At 62.3% G+C, this 19,061-nt stretch carries 16 protein-coding genes; 11 read left to right on the top strand and 5 right to left on the bottom strand.

All coding sequences use genetic code 11. The features are described from left to right. Positions 1 to 166: 166 nt before the first annotated feature. Positions 167 to 1,348 (bottom strand): pyridoxal phosphate-dependent aminotransferase, encoded by a 1,182-nt coding sequence (locus KIO76_RS02330; RefSeq protein ID WP_213321277.1) that lies wholly within the window; start codon positions 1,346 to 1,348, stop codon positions 167 to 169. A gap of 254 nt (positions 1,349 to 1,602) precedes the next feature. Here KIO76_RS02330 and KIO76_RS02325 point away from each other — a divergent pair, with 254 nt between their 5' ends. The 5 genes from KIO76_RS02325 to KIO76_RS02305 all read left to right on the top strand — a co-directional run bounded on the left by KIO76_RS02325 (position 1,603) and on the right by KIO76_RS02305 (position 6,451). Continuing rightward, entirely contained in the window at positions 1,603 to 3,405 is a 1,803-nt protein-coding gene (locus KIO76_RS02325; RefSeq protein ID WP_213321276.1) for an IlvD/Edd family dehydratase, read from the top strand. A 273-nt stretch (positions 3,406 to 3,678) separates the two neighbouring features. Beyond that, a complete protein-coding gene (locus tag KIO76_RS02320; RefSeq protein WP_291976632.1) occupies positions 3,679 to 4,533 on the top strand; it encodes an isocitrate lyase/PEP mutase family protein in 855 nt (284 codons plus the stop codon). Continuing rightward, a complete protein-coding gene (locus KIO76_RS02315; RefSeq protein ID WP_213321275.1) occupies positions 4,530 to 5,219 on the top strand; it encodes a GNAT family N-acetyltransferase in 690 nt (229 codons plus the stop codon). Before KIO76_RS02320 ends, KIO76_RS02315 begins: the two co-directional genes overlap by 4 nt. After that, positions 5,216 to 5,686, top strand: coding sequence for a GNAT family N-acetyltransferase (locus KIO76_RS02310; RefSeq protein ID WP_213321274.1), 471 nt, complete (start codon positions 5,216 to 5,218; stop codon positions 5,684 to 5,686). Before KIO76_RS02315 ends, KIO76_RS02310 begins: the two co-directional genes overlap by 4 nt. An 18-nt stretch (positions 5,687 to 5,704) precedes the next feature. Beyond that, complete coding sequence (locus KIO76_RS02305) at positions 5,705 to 6,451, top strand: SDR family oxidoreductase (RefSeq protein ID WP_213321273.1); 747 nt, start codon at positions 5,705 to 5,707, stop codon at positions 6,449 to 6,451. 70 nt (positions 6,452 to 6,521) lie between these two features. On the opposite strand, the gene KIO76_RS02300 is transcribed toward KIO76_RS02305, so the two are convergent. Continuing rightward, entirely contained in the window at positions 6,522 to 7,460 is a 939-nt protein-coding gene (locus KIO76_RS02300) for a 2-hydroxyacid dehydrogenase (protein ID WP_213324962.1), read from the bottom strand. A 365-nt stretch (positions 7,461 to 7,825) separates the two neighbouring features. Between KIO76_RS02300 and KIO76_RS02295 the strand changes: the two genes are divergently transcribed. The 4 genes from KIO76_RS02295 (at position 7,826) to KIO76_RS02280 (ending at position 12,734) form a co-directional block, all read left to right on the top strand. Beyond that, the gene (locus KIO76_RS02295) at positions 7,826 to 8,890 is read left to right on the top strand and encodes an ABC transporter ATP-binding protein (protein ID WP_213321272.1); all 1,065 of its coding nucleotides are present in this window, start codon (positions 7,826 to 7,828) and stop codon (positions 8,888 to 8,890) included. A gap of 309 nt (positions 8,891 to 9,199) precedes the next feature. After that, complete coding sequence (locus tag KIO76_RS02290; protein WP_213321271.1) at positions 9,200 to 10,510, top strand: ABC transporter substrate-binding protein; 1,311 nt, start codon at positions 9,200 to 9,202, stop codon at positions 10,508 to 10,510. Positions 10,511 to 10,762: 252 nt separating this feature from the next. Continuing rightward, positions 10,763 to 11,692, top strand: coding sequence for a carbohydrate ABC transporter permease (locus KIO76_RS02285; RefSeq protein WP_213324961.1), 930 nt, complete (start codon positions 10,763 to 10,765; stop codon positions 11,690 to 11,692). Between the two features lie 139 nt (positions 11,693 to 11,831). Then, positions 11,832 to 12,734 carry a carbohydrate ABC transporter permease gene (locus tag KIO76_RS02280; RefSeq protein ID WP_213321270.1) on the top strand — a complete coding sequence of 301 codons (903 nt, stop codon included), beginning with the start codon at positions 11,832 to 11,834 and terminating at the stop codon, positions 12,732 to 12,734. Here KIO76_RS02280 and KIO76_RS02275 read toward each other — a convergent pair. Continuing rightward, a complete protein-coding gene (locus KIO76_RS02275; RefSeq protein WP_213321269.1) occupies positions 12,724 to 13,686 on the bottom strand; it encodes a DMT family transporter in 963 nt (320 codons plus the stop codon). The genes KIO76_RS02280 and KIO76_RS02275 overlap by 11 nt on opposite strands. 242 nt (positions 13,687 to 13,928) lie before the next feature. Then, a complete protein-coding gene (locus tag KIO76_RS02270) occupies positions 13,929 to 14,429 on the bottom strand; it encodes a MarR family winged helix-turn-helix transcriptional regulator (RefSeq protein ID WP_213321268.1) in 501 nt (166 codons plus the stop codon). A gap of 219 nt (positions 14,430 to 14,648) precedes the next feature. Between KIO76_RS02270 and KIO76_RS02265 the strand changes: the two genes are divergently transcribed. Further along, complete coding sequence (locus tag KIO76_RS02265; RefSeq protein ID WP_213321267.1) at positions 14,649 to 15,428, top strand: creatininase family protein; 780 nt, start codon at positions 14,649 to 14,651, stop codon at positions 15,426 to 15,428. Between the two features lie 110 nt (positions 15,429 to 15,538). On the opposite strand, the gene KIO76_RS02260 is transcribed toward KIO76_RS02265, so the two are convergent. Next, positions 15,539 to 17,128: an OpgD/OpgG family glucan biosynthesis protein gene (locus tag KIO76_RS02260; RefSeq protein ID WP_213321266.1), complete on the bottom strand. Its 1,590-nt coding sequence runs from the start codon at positions 17,126 to 17,128 to the stop codon at positions 15,539 to 15,541. Between the two features lie 604 nt (positions 17,129 to 17,732). On the opposite strand from KIO76_RS02260, the gene KIO76_RS02255 reads away from it, so the two are divergent. Then, complete coding sequence (locus KIO76_RS02255) at positions 17,733 to 18,863, top strand: type III PLP-dependent enzyme (protein WP_213321265.1); 1,131 nt, start codon at positions 17,733 to 17,735, stop codon at positions 18,861 to 18,863. Positions 18,864 to 19,061 lie beyond the last annotated feature (198 nt).

Below are 19,061 nucleotides of genomic sequence, written 5' to 3'. Positions count from 1 at the left end.
CGGTGTGTCGCCGATTGATCGCGTCATCGCGGGGCGCTGCGTAAGCGGCGAACCCGGGATCCATGAACACCGTCCGTAGCGCATGAAAAAGCACCGTGTTCATGGATCCCGGACAACGGCTGCACCGTTTCCGGGATGACAATCGCGTTTAGATCGCTATCCGCCTTCAGCCCGGGCGGTGCTCGCTCAGGAACTCTCCCATGCGATCGAGAGCTTTGCGGATGTTTTCGGCTGAATTGGCATAAGACAAACGGATGTAGCCCTCGCCGAGAATGCCGAAGTCCGGCCCGCCGATCACCGCGACGCCTGCCTTTTCCAGAAGAGCGTTGGCGAGAGGCTTTGCCTTCCAGCCCGTGCGGGAGATGTTGGGGAAGGCGTAGAACGCTCCCTTGGGTGTGGCCGCGCTCACATCGGGCAGGCTGTTGAGGCCCTCCACGACGATGCGCCGGCGCTTGTCGAACTCGGCAACCATCTCCGCGACGCAGTCCTGTGGGCCCGTTAGGGCGGCAAGGCCCGCCCATTGCGCCGCCGCATTGACGCAGGAATAGGAGTTCACGGCGAGCTTGCGGGCAGCGTCGAGCAGAGGCGCCGGCCAGACCGAAAAGCCCATGCGCCAGCCGGTCATGGCGTAGGTCTTTGACCAACCGTCGAGAAGGATCAGGCGATCCCTGATCTCGGGATAGGTGAGCAGCGAGACGTGCTGTTCGCCATCGTAGACCATCTGGCCGTAGATTTCGTCCGACATGATCGCGACGTCGGGATGGCGGGCGAGCCCGGCTACCAGCTTGTCAATCTCCGCCTTCGGAGTGACTCCACCTGTCGGGTTGGCCGGCGAATTGAGGATCAAAAGCCGGGTCTTCGAGGTGATCAGGCCGAGCGTCTCCTCGGCCGAGAAGGCAAAGCCGTTCTCCTCGCGGATAGGCACCGGCACGGGCGTGGCGCCCGTGAACTCGATCATCGAACGATAGATCGGGAAGCCCGGGTCGGGATAGAGGATCTCGGCACCGGGTTCGCCGAACATCAGGATTGCCGCGAACATCGTGACCTTCCCGCCGGGCACGATGAGGATGTTGTCCGGCGAAACCGTCACCCCGAGGCGACGGTGGATATCGGCAGAGACGCCTTCGCGCAGCGGCAGGATGCCGGTGGCCGGAGTATAGCCGTGGTGTCCGTCGCGGAGGGCCTTTATGGCGGCCTCGACGATATGCGCCGGGGTCGGGAAATCTGGTTGACCGATACCCAGGTTTATGATGTCGCGGCCTTCCGCAGCAAGCGCAGTGGCTCGTGCCAGTACAGCAAAAGCGTTTTCTTCACCAATGCGGGCAAAAGCCGGAACGATCGTGGGCATGCATTTTTCTCCTGTCGATCAGGCGTAGCGCGCCACAGGCGGCGTTTCAATCCGGGCTGTTCCATCAAGCCTCTCCATGACCGCTCAGGTCATCGAGAGGCAGGTGCTACGCCCCTCCCAGGCTTGCGATCAATGCAATCGTCTGACGATTGATTTTGGTCGTCATTTCTGATGATGATTTTTAGAGCAAATCAAATCAGCGACCCCAGCGTGTGGGCGCGGGGAAAGTTCATGAGACGTGGGAGGCTTTGGCGATGAGCAATTCCGGACAGGACAAATCGAAGCTGCGCTCGCGGCAGTGGTTCGACAATCCGGATAATCCGGGGATGACAGCGCTCTATCTCGAGCGGTATCTCAACTACGGCTTGACACGCGAGGAGTTGCAATCGGGCAAGCCGATCATCGGGATCGCACAGACCGGCTCGGATCTCTCTCCCTGCAATCGTCATCACATCGAACTCGCCAAGCGCACCCGCGCCGGGATCGTTGCGGCTGGTGGCGTGGTCATGGAATTTCCCGTTCACCCCATCCAGGAAACGGGCAAACGTCCGACAGCCTCGCTGGATCGCAACCTCGCTTATCTCGGCCTTGTCGAAGTGCTCTACGGTTATCCGCTCGATGGCGTGGTGCTGACGACGGGCTGCGACAAGACGACGCCCGCCTGCATCATGGCAGCAGCGACGGTGAATATTCCCTCCATCGTCCTGTCCGGCGGGCCTATGCTGAACGGCTGGTTCCACGGAGAGCGGACGGGTTCGGGCACCGTCGTATGGAAGGCGCGCGAGCTCCTCGCCGAAGGCAAGCTCGACTACGAGCAGTTCATCGAGCTCGTTGCGTCCTCGGCCCCGTCTGTCGGCCACTGCAACACCATGGGCACGGCCTCAACCATGAACTCCCTGGCCGAAGCGCTCGGAATGAGCCTGCCGGGCTGCGCGGCTGTCCCGGCGCCCTATCGTGAGCGCGGCCAGATCGCCTACGAGACCGGAAAGCGGATCGTCGAGATGGTGTGGGAGGACCTGAAGCCTTCCGATATCATGACGCGGGAGGCCTTCGAGAACGTGATCGTGGTGAACTCGGCAATCGGCGGCTCGACGAATGCCCCCGTTCACATCAATGCCATTGCCAGGCACATCGGTGTTGAGCTCAATGTGCAGGACTGGGAGACGGTCGGCCATGAAGTGCCCCTCCTGGTCAATCTCCAGCCGGCCGGAAAGTACCTCGGCGAGGAGTACCACCGCGCCGGCGGGGTGCCCGCTGTCATCAACGAGCTGATGAAGCACGGGCTCATTCACGAAAACGCATTGACCGTTAACGGCCGCGCCATCGGCGACAATTGCCGCGACCGCGCGGCGACGGACACGGACGTGATCCGCAGCTTCGAGACGGCGCTGATGCAGGACGCCGGCTTCATCGTGCTGTCGGGCAATCTCTTCGATTCTGCCATCATGAAGACCAGCGTCATCTCGGACGAGTTCCGTGATCGTTACCTGAAGAACCCGAACGATCCCAACGCCTTCGAAGGCAAGGCCTTTGTCTTCGATGGCCCGGAGCAGTATCATAAGCTCATCGACGATGAATCACTCGGCATCGACGAGTATTCGATCCTTTTCATGCGCGGTGCCGGGCCGATCGGCTATCCCGGCGCGGCCGAGGTCGTGAACATGCAGGCGCCGGCCTATCTCTTGAAACGCGGCGTCACCTCGCTGCCTTGCATCGGCGATGGCCGTCAGTCTGGCACCTCAGGCTCGCCGTCGATCCTGAACGCTTCACCGGAGGCGGCAGCCGGCGGCGGCCTTGCCATCCTCAAAACCGGCGATCGGGTGCGTATCGACCTGGCGAAGCGCAGCGCAAACATCCTCATTTCCGATGCGGAAGTGGCGGAGCGGCGTGCCGAACTGGAGAAGGCGGGCGGCTTCAAATATCCAGCTAGCCAGACCCCTTGGCAGGAGATCCAGCGCGGCATCGTCGACCAATTGTCCGAGGGCATGGTGCTGAAGCCGGCCGTCAAATACCAGCGGGTCGCCGAGACCTACGGTGTTCCGCGCGACAACCACTGATCGGATCGACCATGCCGCGGGTTCGTGCCCGCGGCGGCCCCGGAGGGTCGCAAAGGTCTCGCAACGAGTTGCGCGCCCAGTGCAAGGCGCCCTTGTCCTGATGGTGTTGCTGCCGGCCTGGAGCTGTGCTTCATCCGTGAGTAGGCAGCGTCAGGCGGGGCGCTTGTCGCGTTATAGGGATGTTCGCCGGTTTCGACCGATCGCATCCCGCCATTGAAGCACCGGTCGTTACGGACGAGTCGGTCGAAGCGACACACACTGTGGGAGGGGGCCGTGACCACAACCGTTCAGCAGCGGCGGCGCGCTTTGCGCAAGCTCCATGAGACGAGCGGCATCTTCGTCATGCCACATCCATGGGATATCGGCACGGCGCGCTATCTCCAGCACCTGGGCTTCAAGGCGCTGTCCACGACCAGCGCGGGAATCGCGTTCTCGCAGGGATTTCCCGACACCGAATGGGCGGTGCCCCGGGATATGATGCTGGATCACATCCGTGAAATCGTGGATGCGACACATCTGCCTGTCAGCGCGGACTTCGAGGCCGGTTATGCCCATGAGCCTGAAGGCGTGGCTTCGAACGTGCGCTTGTGCATGGCGACCGGTGTCGCGGGCCTGACGCTCGAAGACCTGACAAACGATGCCAATCGCCGGCTCTATCCTGTCGAACTTGCGGCCGAGCGAATAGCTGCGGCCCGTTCTGCGATTGACGATGTCGCGGCGGGCGCGGTTCTGACAGCGTCGACAGATAGTCTCCAAGTCGCTGAAGATGCTTTCGACGATGCGCTGCGCCGTCTCGTCGCCTATGCCGAGGCGGGGGCCGACTGCCTCTATGCGCAGGGAGTACTCTCACGCGAGCAGATCGCAGCCCTGGTCAAAGCCATCGCGCCGAAGAGCCTGCAGATTCTCGTGCCAAGTCACGCGCCGTTCACAATGAAGGAGCTCGAGGATCTCGGGGTCCGGTGTATCAGCGGGGGCTCTGGTCTTTGCCGCGTGGCCTGGGGCAGCTTCATGCAGTCTGCCCGCAAGCTGTCGCAGGGCAGCCTGGAGATCTATGACGCAGCGGTGCCGTTCTCCGAAATCAACGGCTTTTTTCGGCAGGATCTCGCCAAGGGACGCCGCAAGGCATGACATCGTCAGGTCTCGAAATGCTGGCCGCGGTCCAACCCGCTGTAGGCGCCCCCGGACGGGAGGTTCTGCCAGGCCGCTATTGCCGTCTCGAGCCCCTAGACACCGCCCGCCACGCAGCCGAACTCTGGCAGGCCTTGGCCGGTCACGATCGCCTATGGGACTATCTCATGCAGGAGCCCTTCGCCGACGAGGCGAGCTTTACGGCTCATGTGGCGGAGCGCGAGGCGAGGCTCGATCCGCTGTGCTATGTCGTGGTCGATGCCGAGAGCGGGAAGGCGGTGGGATGGGCCTCGCTGATGGAGATCCGTCCGCAGCATGGCGTCATCGAGGTCGGCAATGTGCTCTTCTCGCCGCTTCTGCAACGGACACCAATGGCGTCCGAGGCGATCGCCCTTCTTGCCAGCTATGTTTTCGACCGCCTTGGCTATCGTCGTTTCGAGTGGAAGTGCAACGCGCTGAACGCACCTTCCCGGCGTGCGGCCCAGCGTTTTGGCTTCACGTTCGAGGGGATTTTTCGCCAGCATATGATCGTGAAAGGGAAGAACCGCGACACGGCGTGGTTCGCCATGCTCGACAGCGAATGGCCGGCTTGCCGCGCAGCCTTTGACGCGTGGCTTGATCCCGCCAATTTCGATGCGAAGGGCGGACAGCTCCGTTCGCTGACGGCAATTCGGGAGAGCCTGTGAGCGGCTCCGCCGCCGGCTTGGCGACTGCGGCCGATCACGCGGCAGTCCTCGCCCTGCAGCACCGGGCCTTCGCCGGTAACAGGCTCTTGCTCGGCGCCGAGCCGCTGCCTCTGCTCGCCGACTATGATGAAATCTTCGCCGACAGTGGGGCGTGGGAGATCTGGCTGGCGGTGGCGGCGGAAGGTCTCGCGGGCGTGCTTATCCTGATGCCTCGGCAAGATGATCTCTACATCTGGAGCATAGCTACTGATCCCGCCTTCCGGGGGCGCGGAGTGGGAAGGGATCTACTGGCCCACGCGCTGGCGCGGGCCAAAGCTCTGGAACTACCTGCTTTGCGTCTGTGCACCGGGCGAGTGCTCTCGGAAAATGTAGCCTGGTATGCGAGGGCGGGCTTCGTGATTGAACGGGAAGAGGTAAGGCCGGACCGTGTCCTCGTCCATATGGCGAGGACGCTGGCTGCACCGTGACAGAGGGAGGAGGCTGGAATGGCGGGGCGTCTTACGAACAAAGTGTGTCTGGTGACGGCAGCGGGCCAGGGGATCGGCCGCTCATGCGCCGCGTTGTTTGCGCGGGAGGGCGCAACCGTCATTGCGACGGATCTCGATGCTTCTAAGCTGGCGGGCCTCGACGAAGCTACCTGCCGTCCGCTCGATGTGCGCTCGACCGAGGCCGTCGAGGCACTTGCCAAGGAAATCGGGCCGATCGACGTGCTCCTGAACGCCGCAGGCTTCGTGCACCACGGCAGTGTGCTCGAATGTTCGGAGGCTGACTGGGATTTTTCGTTCGACTTGAACGTCAAGTCCATGCATCGGACGATCCGCGCCTTCATCCCGGGCATGCTGGAGAAGGGAAAGGGCTCGATCATCAACATCGCGTCCGGCGCCTCATCCGTGCGCGGCATTCCCAATCGCTATGTGTACGGCGCCTCGAAGGCGGCGGTTGTGGGCCTGACGAAGGCGGTTGCGGCGGATTTCATCAAGCGTGGCATCCGTGCCAACGCAATCTGCCCGGGCACCATCGAATCGCCCTCGCTGGATGATCGCATCGCGACGCTCGCCGCACAGACGAACCAGACGATCGAGGCGGTGCGGCAGGCCTTCATCGATCGCCAGCCGATGGCGCGGCTCGGGACGGCAGACGAAATCGGCTGGCTTGCCGTTTATCTCGCCTCGGACGAGGCAAGCTACACCACGGGCCAAGTGCATCTCGCCGACGGTGGCTTCGCGCTCTGACCTTTCCGCCGCCTTCCCTAGACGGCGAAGACGAGCCGGGCGGGTCATCCGCCCGGCCGCATGATCCTGCTCAGCCCTTGCGAGGCCAGGGTGTCTCCACGACCGGCGTGACCGGCCCCTTGCCCGCGAACCACGACACGATGTTGTCTACGACGAGCTGACCCATCGCGTCGCGTGTGTAATGGGTCGCCGAGCCGACATGCGGCAGCAGCACCACATGGTCCATGGCGATGAGCTCCGCCGGGACATGTGGCTCTTTCTCGAAGACGTCGAGACCGGCAGACTGGATGGTACCATCGGCGAGCGCCTTGATCAGCGCCTTTTCATCGATGACCGTGCCACGCGCGACATTGATGAGGATGCCGGTTGGTCCGAGCGCCGCGAGAACCTCGGCATTGACGATCTTGTCCGTTTCGCTGCCACCTGGAATGACGACGATCAGGATGTCGACGGCTTTGGCGAGGCCGACCAAGCTATCGAAATATTGGTAGGGCACGTCTGCCTGCGGGCGGCGACCATGGTAGGCGACCGGCAGGTTGAAGGCCTCACAGCGCTTGGCGATGGCCTTGCCGATGCGCCCGAGGCCGAGAATGCCAACCTTCCGACCGGCCAGTGTCGCCGTGAGGGGGTACGCCTTTTCCAGCCAATGGCCTGCGCGCAGATAGCGATCGGCCTGGGGAAGCTGGCGGACTGTGGACAAGAGGAGACCGAGGGCAAGGTCGGCCACTTCGTCGCTCAGCACGTCCGGCGTGTTGGTGACGAGGACACCCTTCTTGGCGGCATGTGCGGCATCGATCTTGTCGTAGCCCACACCGAAGCTTGAGATGATCTCGAGAGCAGGCAGTTTGTCGATGAGCGCTGCGTCGACGGCGCTGCCGGCGACGACACCGCGAACTCGGCCGGCGAGATCAGCGAGCAGTGCGTCCTTGTCGGCGGCTTCCCAAAGGTTGTGGACCGTGAAGCGACCGCTCAGGCTCTTGGCCACGATAGGCTGCAATGGCGCTGTCATCAAAAGCTCCACGGCACCCGCTTCCCCGTTCGTCTTTACCTCACTCACTGATCGTCTCCTCATTGTCGGGGCCGGATTCATCCGGCAACCCCCTGGTCCAGGTTCCTCACCCATGAATCCTGTATTGCCGACCGCACCATGCCCAAAGTTGCAGCCGGACGCGAGTGCTAGGGATTGCCTGATTCCCACCGGCCGGAAAGCGCTGTAGGCAGATTTGTCGGATTATTGAAATTCGTCGTTGTGATAGCTAGCCTAGCCATTGCATGATCCCTAGCATGGGCATGCGTGGTGCATGTATGGTCTTCTCGCAAGAAGGCCCAGCGAAGCGCGGCCGTAACAGCGGCAAGTGGAGGAAGCAGTCAAAGATGGCATCCGTAGAAATCAGAGAGGTCCGTAAGGCCTTTGGCGCAACGCCGGTGATCCACGGGGTATCGATTGATATCACGGACGGCGAATTCGTCATTTTGGTCGGGCCGTCCGGCTGCGGCAAGTCGACCCTCCTTCGCATGGTCGCTGGCCTTGAAAGCGTGACGGGCGGCGAGATCCGCATCGGTGAACGCGTTGTGAACAATGTCCCGCCCAAAGAGCGCGACATTGCCATGGTGTTCCAGAACTACGCCCTTTATCCGCACATGACGGTCGCGGATAACATGGGCTTTTCGCTGAAGCTCAAGAACGCCCCCAAGGCAGAGATCCAGCAGCGCGTGAACCGCGCCGCGGAAATCCTGGGCCTGACCAAGCTGCTTGATCGCTATCCGCGGCAGCTCTCGGGCGGCCAGCGTCAGCGCGTCGCCATGGGACGCGCCATCGTGCGCGACCCGCAGGTGTTCCTCTTTGACGAGCCGCTGTCGAACCTTGACGCCAAGCTGCGCGTCCAGATGCGCACGGAGATCAAGGAGCTGCACCAGCGGCTGAAGACCACGACGGTCTACGTGACGCACGACCAGATCGAGGCCATGACCATGGCCGACAAGATCGTCGTGATGCACGACGGGATCGTCGAGCAGATGGGTGCGCCGCTTGATCTCTATGACCGCCCGGCGAACCTTTTCGTGGCCGGCTTCATCGGCTCGCCTTCGATGAACTTCATCAAGGGCAAGATCGTTTCCGACGGGAGCCCCCGGGTCGTGACCGAAGGCGGTGTGGCGCTGCCGGTGAAGGAGGTTCCGCAAGGCTCCGATGGTCGCCCCGTGGTCTACGGTATCCGCCCGGAACACTTCATCATCGATTCCGAGAAGGGCATTCCCGCCGAGGTCGCGGTGGTCGAGCCGACGGGTTCGGAAACCCAGGTCTTCGCCAAGCTCGGTGGGCAGGACATCGTTGGTGTGTTCCGTGAGCGCGTGACGGTGGGACCCGGCGACAAGCTTCCCCTGTCACCCGATCCTGCCCTCGTTCACCTGTTCGATCAGGAAACCGGCAACCGGATCTGACACACCAAGGGCATCGTGGTAACGCGGTGCCCTTTTTCTTTGCAGGTACATTCTTCGCAAGGCTTCGAGCCGCTCGCCGAAAGCGAGAACTGCGCAGTTGGACCTGTCGGACATCATAGGAGAGCCTGCGCGCGCAGAGCGATGCCTGGCGTGCGCCTGAACCTGGAACACCAGGCAGCGCGCGACTTTGAGCCGGGCTCAGGGGCTTCCAAAAGCATTGGAAAGGAATTGCCGGCGCGGAGAGTTTGAAGAATGGGGAGGGCAGGCGGCGCCGGCTTGAAACGGCTGCTTTCCGTGGAGGAAAAGCTGATGACAATTTCAAGGCGCGATCTCATGATTGCGGGTGGCGGCCTGGCCGCGAGCGCCGCGGGGCTGCCGTTGCTCGGTACCCAATCATTTGCACAAAGTTCTACCTATGAGCCGGAGAAGGGAGCGTCGCTGCGTGTTTTGCGCTGGTCGCCCTTCGTCAAGGGCGAGGAAGATGCCTGGCTCGCGAATACGAAGAAATTTACGGAGGCGACCGGGGTCGAGGTTCGGATCGACAAGGAAAGTTGGGAGGACATCCGTCCCAAGGCGGCGGTCGCGGCCAATGTCGGCTCGGGTCCGGACATCGTCTGGGTGTGGTTCGACGACGCCCAGCAATATCCCGACAAGCTGCTCGATGTGACCGACTTCGCCAATTCGCTCGGCGCGAAATACGGCGGCTGGTACGAGGGTCTCGAAGGTTACGCCAAGCGGGACGGGCGCTTCATTGCCGTACCGCTCGCTGCGATCGGCAATGCGGTCTGCTATCGCGACAGCTGGGTCAAGGAAGCTGGCTTCTCCACGTTCCCGGATAAGACCGACGCTTTTCTCGAGATGTGCAAGGCCTTGAAGGCCAAGGGGCATCCGGTTGGGTTCACGCTGGGCCACGGTGTTGGTGACGGCAACAACTTCTGCCATTGGGTGTTGTGGAGCCATGGCGGGAAAATGGTGGACGAGAACGGCAAGGTCGTCATCAACAGTCCCGAGACGATCGCTGCGCTGAAATTCGTGCGGGAACTCTACCCTACCTTCATCGCGGGCACCGAGAGCTGGCTCGACGTCAACAACAACCGTGCCTTCCTCGCCGGCGAGGTCTCCGTGACGGCGAACGGCGTGTCGCTTTACTACGCGGCTGCCAATGATCCGAAGCTGAAGGAGATGGCAGCGGACATTCGCACAACCAATTTCCCTGTCGGCCCGGTGGGCAAGAAGGTCGAACTGCACCAGACGACCTCAGCGGTGATCTTCAAATACACGAAGTTCCCGAAGGCCGCGCTCGCCTATCTCCAGTTCATGTATGACAAGCCGCAGTTCGACGCCTGGATTACGGGGGCGAGCGCCTATTGCTGCCAGCCGCTGAAGGCTTTCGCTTCTAATCCGGTCTGGACGTCTACGCCTATCCACGCGCCTTACGCTCTGGCTTCGGAGACGCTGCGGCCAAATGGCTATGCTGGCCCGCTCGGCTATGCTTCGGCAGCCTGCATGGCGGACTACATCGTAGTTGACATGGTGGCGGAAGCGGCCACGGGCCAGCGGACCCCCGAAGAGGCAGCCAAGCGCGCCGAGACCCGAGCCAACCGCTATTACAAGGTCTGAGGCGGTCGTGTTTCGCTGATTGCGCGAAGCGCGGGGGCCGCGGTGCCCCCGCGCAAGACATGAGATTTGCTGCCTCACGTGAGGCGTAGCGCGGGCAGGCGGCTACCCGTTGCCTCCGCGCGTGATCCCGCGCTCATGGACCCCGTCTCGGTCCTTGCGCTGCGCGTGGAAATGGCCGGTGCCCGTGCTTCGGCTCCGAACCGAATGGCTCTGGCCTACAGACGAATCAGGGAGCGACACATGAGTATCGCCATGACGAGAAGCGAGGCGGGGAGGCCGACGCGATTGTTCGACCTCAGCCAGGGGCGCAATGTCCTTGGTCTCCTCTTCATGCTTCCCGCTGCAGTCTTTCTCCTGGTGTTTCTCACCTATCCGCTCGGGCTCGGTGTTTGGCTCGCCTTCACGGACACGCGCATTGGCCGGGCAGGGATCTTCATTGGCCTGGAGAACTACATATCGCTCTGGGGCGACCACGTCTTCTGGTTGTCGGTATTCAACACCGTGCTGTACACCGTCGCCGCGTCGATCCTGAAGTTCGCGCTCGGCCTGTGGCTGGCGTTGATCCTGAACGAGCATCTGCCATTCAAAGCCTTTTTCCGCGCGATCGTGCTACTGCCCTGGGTCGTGCCTACGGTGCTGTCGGCCATCGCCTTCTGGTGGATCTTCGACGCGCAGTTCTCGATCATCTCGTGGCTGCTCATCAAGATCGGACTGATTGATGCGCCGATCAATTTCCTCGGCGATTCCACCAATGCGCGCGCGTCGGTGATCGCGGCCAATGTCTGGCGCGGCATTCCCTTCGTGGCGATCTCGCTTCTCGCCGGCCTGCAGACGATCCCGCAATCCTTGCATGAGGCGGCAACGCTGGACGGCGCGTCGAGCTGGCAGCGCTTCTACAACATCACCTTGCCGATGCTGACGCCGATCATTGCGGTGGTTATGACCTTCTCGGTGTTGTTCACCTTCACCGATTTTCAGCTCATCTACGTGCTCACGCGCGGTGGTCCGCTGAATGCGACGCATCTTATGGCAACCCTGAGCTTCCAGCGCGCCATTCCCGGCGGCCAGCTGGGTGAGGGCGCGGCGATCGCGGTTGCCATGATCCCGTTCCTGCTGACGGCGATCCTGTTCAGCTATTTCGGGCTGCAACGTCGACGCTGGCAACAGGGTGGGACTGACTGATGCGGTGTGTGGCCTGCGAGGACATGCTCCTAGAAGATCTACGGCGGCCGCTATGCGGCTGCTTGGAAGCGAAGCGATGGTGCGGGCTCGCGGCTTTAAGCCAGCGGAAATGCTCCGGATTTGAAGAAAGGTGAAGCCGATGGCCCTTGCATCAGCCGCCAAGATATCAGCAAACGAGACCGGCGACGAAGGCGGAATGCGCTATCTCGACCGGTTGCCGCGTCGGGTTGCCCTGGTTTATCTCCCCCTTTTCGTCTTCATGATCGTCCTTTTGTTTCCCTTTTACTGGATGGCGATCACGGCGATTAAGCCCAACTATCAACTAACCGATTACAATAATTTCAGCCCATTTTGGGTGGTGGGACCGACACTCGACCACATCCGTTATCTCTTGTTCGAGACCTCGTATCCGGGCTGGCTATGGAACACCATCGTCATCTCCGTGGTGGCGACCTTCGTGTCGCTGGCGACCTCGGTCTTTGCGGCCTATGCGATCGAGCGACTGCGTTTCACGGGCGCGAAATTCGTCGGGCTTGCCATTTTCCTCGCTTATCTCGTGCCACCGTCGATCCTGTTCATTCCGCTTGCCCTGATGGTTTTCGGATTCGGCATCTATGACACGAAGCTCGCGCTCATATTTACCTATCCAACCTTCCTCGTGCCGTTCTGCACTTGGCTATTGATGGGCTATTTCCGTTCCATCCCTTATGAGCTGGAAGAATGTGCGCTGATAGATGGAGCCTCGCGATGGCAGATCCTGACGCGGATCCTTTTGCCACTATCAGTGCCCGGCCTTATTTCTGCTGGAATATTCGCCTTCACCCTGTCCTGGAATGAATTCATCTATGCGCTGACGTTCATCCAGTCATCGGAGAACAAGACCGTCCCTGTCGGTGTGTTGACGGAGCTCGTGCGCAGCGACGTCTACGAATGGGGCTCGCTGATGGCCGGCGCCCTGATCGGCTCTCTCCCAGTTGTTATCCTCTATTCCTTCTTCGTGGAGCACTACGTCTCGTCAATGACCGGGGCGGTCAAGGAGTGACGTTCGACCGCGCCGCGGCTCGCCGCCGCTGCGCGACCACACGTTCGCGGTGAATGAGGTAAAGGCCGGAAGCGACGACGATGGCGGCGCCTACGATGGTGTAGGTGTCCGGCACGGCGTTGAAGATCAGATAGCTGAACAGCGTAACCCAAAGAAGATGGGTATAGCTGAAGGGCGCGATCACCGGGGCTGGTGCATGCCGAAAAGCGAGAATAAGGAACCAGTGTCCTACCGCTCCGGCAAGGCCGCAGATCGCCATGACCAGCCAGGTAAGGGCGGATGGCGGCGCAGTCCAGACAAAGGGCATGATCGGCGTCAGCACGACGATACCGACGACCCCTGAGTAGACCATCGTGGTCTCCGGGGAATCCCGGGACGCTAGCATGCGCGTGCTCAGGGTGTACCAGGCACCACAGAAAGCGCTTGCTATTGCAAGGAGCGCGGCGGGCTGGAAGCCTCCCAGGCCCGGCCGGGTAATGATGAGCACGCCGATGAAGCCGACGGCGATGGCGGCGAGACGGCGCGGCCCAGCCCATTCTCCCAGCACCGGGCCGGCGAGCAAGGCCACCATGAGTGGGCTTGAAAAGGCGATTGCGGCTACCTCCGGCAGCCCGAGATAGGCGAGGGCAAAGAAATTCAGGGCAGTCGACAGGAGGAGTAAGGTGGACCGCGCGGCTTGGAGTTTCGGGGCCTTGGTCCGGAACACGCCGGGACGCGTCCAGGGGTTCAAGAGCGCGAGAACGAACACGACGCTTCCGAAATAGCGAACCCAAGCGGTCTGCAGCGGATCGAAATATTGGTTGAGCCATTTGGCCGAGGTGTCGATGCAGGCAAAGCCCAAGACCGACGTCAAGCCAAGTCCGATGGCGAGGAGCGTGTTTCCGGTGACCGGGGCCGGCTTTGCGGCTGGCGCGGCATGTGACGGGCCATCGAGCGGGTCTCGCTCAGCCATCGGGGTCTCAGCATCGCCGTCCGTTGCAGATTTGGGCTTCAACAATGCGGTCACAGCGTCGCGAACTCTCAAGACAAGGCTCGCAGCTATCATCGCGGCTCCCGGAAGAGGGGACCTGCTATCCAGACCAGCGAATTGCCAATATGCCCTTACAATAAGCTATCCCGGAGCTCTTCGCGACTTCGCGGGCTGCAAGGCTCGTCTGCGCAATACGCAGCCTGTGCCGGCATTTCACGTTCCACCTATGCAGCGACGGGATCGTCCAGATCGGCGTCGTCTTCCTCATCGCCGGGTAGCGCTTTGTCGTTCGATCCCTTGTCGGCTAAGTTTTTCGCCATTTTCCGGAGCAGCTTGCGGGCGCGTTTGCGATCCTTGCTGTCGAGATCATCGAGCAGCTGCTCCTCGGTGTCGCGCCAGAGGGCGTCGATGGCCGCGACCTTCTCAAGGCCCTCCCGCGTCAGGCTGACGATGATGATGCGGGCATCGCCCGGTTCTGTCCGCCGTTCGACCAGCCCCTGCGCTGCCAGGCGCGCAACGGTTTTGGAGGCCGTCGGCGGTTTGACGCGAAGGAGTTCCGCCAGCTCACCCATCGTTGCGGGCTCGCCGGAGGCGAGCGCCTGCAGGACCTGTTCCTGGCCGGGAAACAATCCCATCGAAGAAAGCCGTTCGCCGATACGGCTGCGGTGGAGGCGCGCGGCATAGACGAGGGCCCAACCTATGCTCTTGGCGACGGGATGCTTCATGGGCCTGGTCTCTCCTCAGCGGGCGGAATCATCAGGTCGATCGGCATTGCCGCATAAATATTGCCGTCGAAATAATGGGCGCCTTGTGATGACGTTGCAATGACATTCGGCCATGGGAACGCCCTGCTTTTTTCCCGGACTGAGCGCCACAGGATCGTCCGTTCTTGTGTGCTATCGGGATGGTCGCTATTGCAAAGGTTCAGGCGAAAGGATCGCGCCATGCTCCCATCACCCTTCTGGGCGGATCTGACGACCACGGATTTCAGCCGCGTGGCCATAGAAGACGTGACGGCCATCCTGCCCGTGGCGGCGGTGGAGCAGCATGGGCCGCACTTGCCGCTCGGCACCGATGCGATGATCATGGAAGCATATATCGCGCGAGTCGCGGCCGCTTTGCCGTCTGATCTCCCAGTTTCCTTCCTGCCAATCCAGACCATCGGCCACTCGCCCGAACATCTCACCTTCTCCGGCACGCTCACATTGTCCGCCGAAGCGGCCATCGCAGCCTGGCGCGGCATTGGGGAGAGTGTTTATCGGGCTGGCTGCCGTAAGCTCGTCATCGTGTCGTCACACGGGGGCAATTCGCCTGTCGTCGACATCGTGGCGCAGATCCTACGCGCGAGCTGGGGGTTGACGGTCGTCAGCGTCTCCTGGCAGCGGTTCGGCTATCCTGACGGCCTGTTCGATCCCGCCGAGATTCGCCATGGCATTCATGGCGGCGACATCGAGACGTCGCTTATGCTGGCGTTCTACCCCGACAAGGTGCGCATGGGTGAGGCAATGGCTTTCCATTCGCTGACGGCAGATATGGAACGGGACCACATCTGGCTGCGTCATCCCCGGCCGGCCGGTTTCGCCTGGATGGCGGAGGATCTCAATCCGGCCGGTGTCGTCGGTAACGCTACGGCTGCCACCGCCGCGAAGGGCGAGGCCGCCGCTGCCCACGGCGTTGCGGCCTTCATCGCGCTCCTGCGCGAGGTACAGAGTTTTTCCATATAGATCGCCGGCTCGCTCCGCGAGCCATAGCCCCCGGCGTGCGGGCTGAGCAGCGCAGCCGTCGCCCCGCGGCGCCGCAATGCAACGCCTCGGGGATGACTGCAACGATCATCTCATTCGGCTTTCCAGGGGAAGATCCACGTTTCCGTCAGGGCGCGGTTACCGGAGCGGAGGAATGCGCGGATATCCACCTGCTGGCCGGGCTCCACCTCGATGTCGATCGCGGCGCGCAGGCCCCGTACCTTCGGGTTCGGGACGAGATAGGTGCGCACGACCCGCCCCGCGGAGAGGGACGCGTCGATCTCGACCAGATTCGGATCGCGTGCGAAATAAGCCAAATCATCGCCCGCGAAATCAATGAGGAAGCGTCGGGTGCCGGGCCGGACCTCTTCCGGCGAGCCGGCAGCCTTCGGTTTCGTCTGGTAGGTGTTCAATGCCCGGCCGCCCGGGTGGAGCTGCTCGGCATTGCCAAGCGAAGTGATGCGGTAGCGGTAGACGAGTGTCTGGCCCGGCTCGGCCGGCGCGCGCGGCACCCAGCTCGCGACAATATTGTCATTCGTCTCTTCATTGGTCGGAATCTCAACCAGCTCGACGTGGCCCTCGCCCCAGTTGCCGCGGGGCTCGACCCAATAGCCGGGTCTCAGCTCATAGTTCAGGTCGAGATCTTGGTAGTGCTCGAAGATCCGGTCGCGCTGCAGCAGGCCGAAGCCGCGAAGGTTGTTGTCCACGAAGGCGGAGGTCGCCAGCTCCCGCGGATTCCGGAGCGGGCGCCAGATCCATTCGCCGGTGCCGGAGTGAATGAGCAACCCGTCCGAGTCATGCAGCTCGGGGCGATACTCATCAAGGAAGCGCCGGTCGTTCTCGCCAACGTAGTACATGGACGTGAGCGGTGCGATGCCGAGCTTGTTGATCGTCTTGCGCGGAAAGAGCGTCGCGGTGACGTCAACCACCGTTTCCTTGGAGGGATAGACGAGGAACTGGAACGCCCCGGTGATCGAGGCGCTGTCGAGCAGCGCATAGATGACAACGCGCTCCGCGCCGGGCGCGGGATTGTCGATCCAGAACTCCCGGAAGAACGGGAATTCCTCCTCTCCACCTGCATTGATGGCAAGGCCGCGTGCGGAAAGACCGTAGCGCTGGTCGCGGCCGAGGAAACGAAAATAGCTCGCGCCCAGAAAGGCGATGAGCTCGTCGTGGACACGTGGATCGTTGAGCGGATAGTGGAGCCGGAAGCCCGCAAAGCCGGTGTTGACGGGCAACGGCTTGTCGAACTTGTTGCGTCCGTAATCGAAGAGCTGAGCCGAATAAGGAACCGGTGTCGGCACGCCTTCGCGAATGATGTTCACCGTGACCGGCCGTTTGAACAGGAAGCCGGGATGGAACATTTGCATGCGGAACTGTCCGCCGCCCTGCGCGAGCAGGGAACGCTCGGGACGGAAGCGGATGTCGCGATAGCCGTCGTAATCCAGCCGCGAGAGCGGCTCCGGCAACGTAGGGGGGTTGGGCTCGAACGGCACGGCTCCAAGTTCGCGCGCCCGGCGTACCACGTCGTCGTAGACGAATTGGGGAGATGTCTGCGGCTGTGCGCCTCCGGAAGGCTGATCGGTGGAGGCGGGAGGCGTCTGGGCCAGCACCATAGCGGGCGAGAGCACGGCGGTGGCTGACATCAATTCGAGAAGGCGGCGGCGCGACAGTTTTTTCATAAGGCCCAAACGTTGGAAGCGACCGTTTCGATGATCGCACATCTAATAACAATCAGAGGCTCATTCCATCAGATTTCGCGGGATAGTGAATGCCGCGTGAGGCAGCGGTGGGGCACGCGGCGCGGCCCCAAAATTTTTGCATTTTTTCTCATTCTGCCCTTGAGGTTAGGGGCGAACCACTCTATGTACCGCTCTGCCCTATTTCGCACGTGCCTGTGGCCGTGTGCTAGTCGGTGGGCATCCGGACAAGAGGCCGGACAGCCGCCCGGAACTTCAGGCCCTCGGGTCTTGGTTCCGAACACTTGACTGGCAGCCGGAGGCGAAACCGGCGCACCCCGTTCTCAAGCGGGGGACGCGGCTTAAAGCAACGACGGAACGGGCTTTTTTGGTCTCTGCCGGCTTTCCACAGGTCGGCCCGGGCTACCGAAGAGGCTTGTCCTTCATTGCCGGGCGTGCGGAGGGAATTTTCCCATCCAATCCAAGGCAGCACGGTCGGTTAGCAGCCGTCACCGTCGTCGCGTCTCCACAGCGCGTCGGCGTGGATAGCTGTCTCCGCATCATGCCGGGTGCACGACGCGCCCCTTGTGATTTTTGGGAGAGTGCCATGACAGAGCGCATTCGCGAATTCCTCCGCAACCGACGCGAAGACGGCCCCTGCCTGGTCGTCGATCTCGATGTCGTGCGCGATAACTACATGGCTTTTGCCAGGTCGCTGCCTGATAGCCGCGTGTTCTATGCGGTGAAGGCCAATCCTTCTCCGGAAGTCCTGTCGCTGCTCGCCTCGCTCGGCTCGTCCTTCGACACGGCTTCGGTCGTGGAGATCGAGATGGCGATGGCGGCCGGTGCGACGCCAGACCGCATTTCCTTCGGCAACACCATCAAGAAGGAGCGTGATGTCGCGCGTGCCTTCGAGCTCGGTGTCCGGCTGTTTGCAGTGGATTGCGAGGCCGAGGTCGAGAAGATCGCTCGCGCGGCTCCGGGTTCGAAGGTGTTCTGCCGCATTCTCTGCGACGGAGCTGGCGCCGAATGGCCGCTGTCCCGCAAGTTCGGCTGCGAGCCCTCGCTCGCGGTGGAGGTGCTGGAGCACGCCCATCGTCTCGGCCTCGAGGCTTATGGCGTTTCCTTCCACGTCGGGTCCCAGCAGGGCAATCCTCATGCCTGGGATCAGGCGCTCGCCTCCGCGGCTGGCGTGTTCCGCGCGTGCGCCGAACGTGGCATCCAGCTGTCGATGGTCAACCTGGGTGGTGGTTTCCCGGCTAAGTACCTCCGCGACGTTCCTGCCGTGGAGACCTACGGTTCGTCGATCTTCGAAGGTCTGATGCGCCATTTCGGCAACGCCATTCCCGAGACGATCATCGAGCCCGGCCGCGGCATGGTTGGCAATGCCGGCATCATCGAAGCCGAGGTCGTTCTCGTCTCGACAAAGAGCGCTGAAGAAGACGTGCGCTGGGTCTACCTCGACATCGGCAAGTTCGGTGGCTTGGCGGAGACGATGGACGAGGCCATCCGCTATCCCATCCGCACGCCGCGCGATGGCGACGAGACGAGCGACTGCATCATCGCCGGGCCGACCTGCGATTCTGCGGATGTGCTCTACGAGCGCACGCCCTACGCGCTGCCGGTCAGCCTTGCCATCGGCGACAAGGTGCTGATCGAAGGTACGGGTGCTTACACCACGACCTATTCGGCGGTTGCCTTCAACGGCTTTCCGCCGCTGCGATCGTACCACATCTGAGAGTGCTTCAGGCATGGCCGGGGTTATCCGGCCATGCGCTGGGCATCCAGGATGCGGTGGGCCTGAGGGCCGCGCCGCTTGCTGCCGGCCGGGTCGGCAGCCTGAATTCCACAACGGTGAACAAAAACGGCGGGCGCCGGTCTGATGTCATCAGACCGCATTCGGCCCGCGGCATCCTGTGGGCCGGCATCCGGCCGG

Origin of the sequence: Chelatococcus sp. YT9 (assembly GCF_018398315.1) — a bacterium.
Classification (GTDB): Bacteria; Pseudomonadota; Alphaproteobacteria; order Rhizobiales; family Beijerinckiaceae; genus Chelatococcus.
The sequence above is the reverse complement of the archived record's forward strand: the minus strand, read 5'-3'. Positions and strand labels throughout refer to the sequence as shown.

What these genes read in the sequence shown, in the direction of transcription:
- KIO76_RS02330 (WP_213321277.1), bottom strand. Translation starts at nt 1,348, where the DNA reads ATGCCCACGATCGTTCCGGCTTTTGCCCGCATTGGTGAAGAAAACGCT.
- KIO76_RS02325 (WP_213321276.1), top strand. Translation starts at nt 1,603, where the DNA reads ATGAGCAATTCCGGACAGGACAAATCGAAGCTGCGCTCGCGGCAGTGG.
- KIO76_RS02315 (WP_213321275.1), top strand. Translation starts at nt 4,530, where the DNA reads ATGACATCGTCAGGTCTCGAAATGCTGGCCGCGGTCCAACCCGCTGTA.
- KIO76_RS02305 (WP_213321273.1), top strand. Translation starts at nt 5,705, where the DNA reads ATGGCGGGGCGTCTTACGAACAAAGTGTGTCTGGTGACGGCAGCGGGC.
- KIO76_RS02300 (WP_213324962.1), bottom strand. Translation starts at nt 7,460, where the DNA reads ATGACAGCGCCATTGCAGCCTATCGTGGCCAAGAGCCTGAGCGGTCGC.
- KIO76_RS02295 (WP_213321272.1), top strand. Translation starts at nt 7,826, where the DNA reads ATGGCATCCGTAGAAATCAGAGAGGTCCGTAAGGCCTTTGGCGCAACG.
- KIO76_RS02290 (WP_213321271.1), top strand. Translation starts at nt 9,200, where the DNA reads ATGACAATTTCAAGGCGCGATCTCATGATTGCGGGTGGCGGCCTGGCC.
- KIO76_RS02285 (WP_213324961.1), top strand. Translation starts at nt 10,763, where the DNA reads ATGACGAGAAGCGAGGCGGGGAGGCCGACGCGATTGTTCGACCTCAGC.
- KIO76_RS02280 (WP_213321270.1), top strand. Translation starts at nt 11,832, where the DNA reads ATGGCCCTTGCATCAGCCGCCAAGATATCAGCAAACGAGACCGGCGAC.
- KIO76_RS02275 (WP_213321269.1), bottom strand. Translation starts at nt 13,686, where the DNA reads ATGGCTGAGCGAGACCCGCTCGATGGCCCGTCACATGCCGCGCCAGCC.
- KIO76_RS02270 (WP_213321268.1), bottom strand. Translation starts at nt 14,429, where the DNA reads ATGAAGCATCCCGTCGCCAAGAGCATAGGTTGGGCCCTCGTCTATGCC.
- KIO76_RS02265 (WP_213321267.1), top strand. Translation starts at nt 14,649, where the DNA reads ATGCTCCCATCACCCTTCTGGGCGGATCTGACGACCACGGATTTCAGC.
- KIO76_RS02260 (WP_213321266.1), bottom strand. Translation starts at nt 17,128, where the DNA reads ATGAAAAAACTGTCGCGCCGCCGCCTTCTCGAATTGATGTCAGCCACC.
- KIO76_RS02255 (WP_213321265.1), top strand. Translation starts at nt 17,733, where the DNA reads ATGACAGAGCGCATTCGCGAATTCCTCCGCAACCGACGCGAAGACGGC.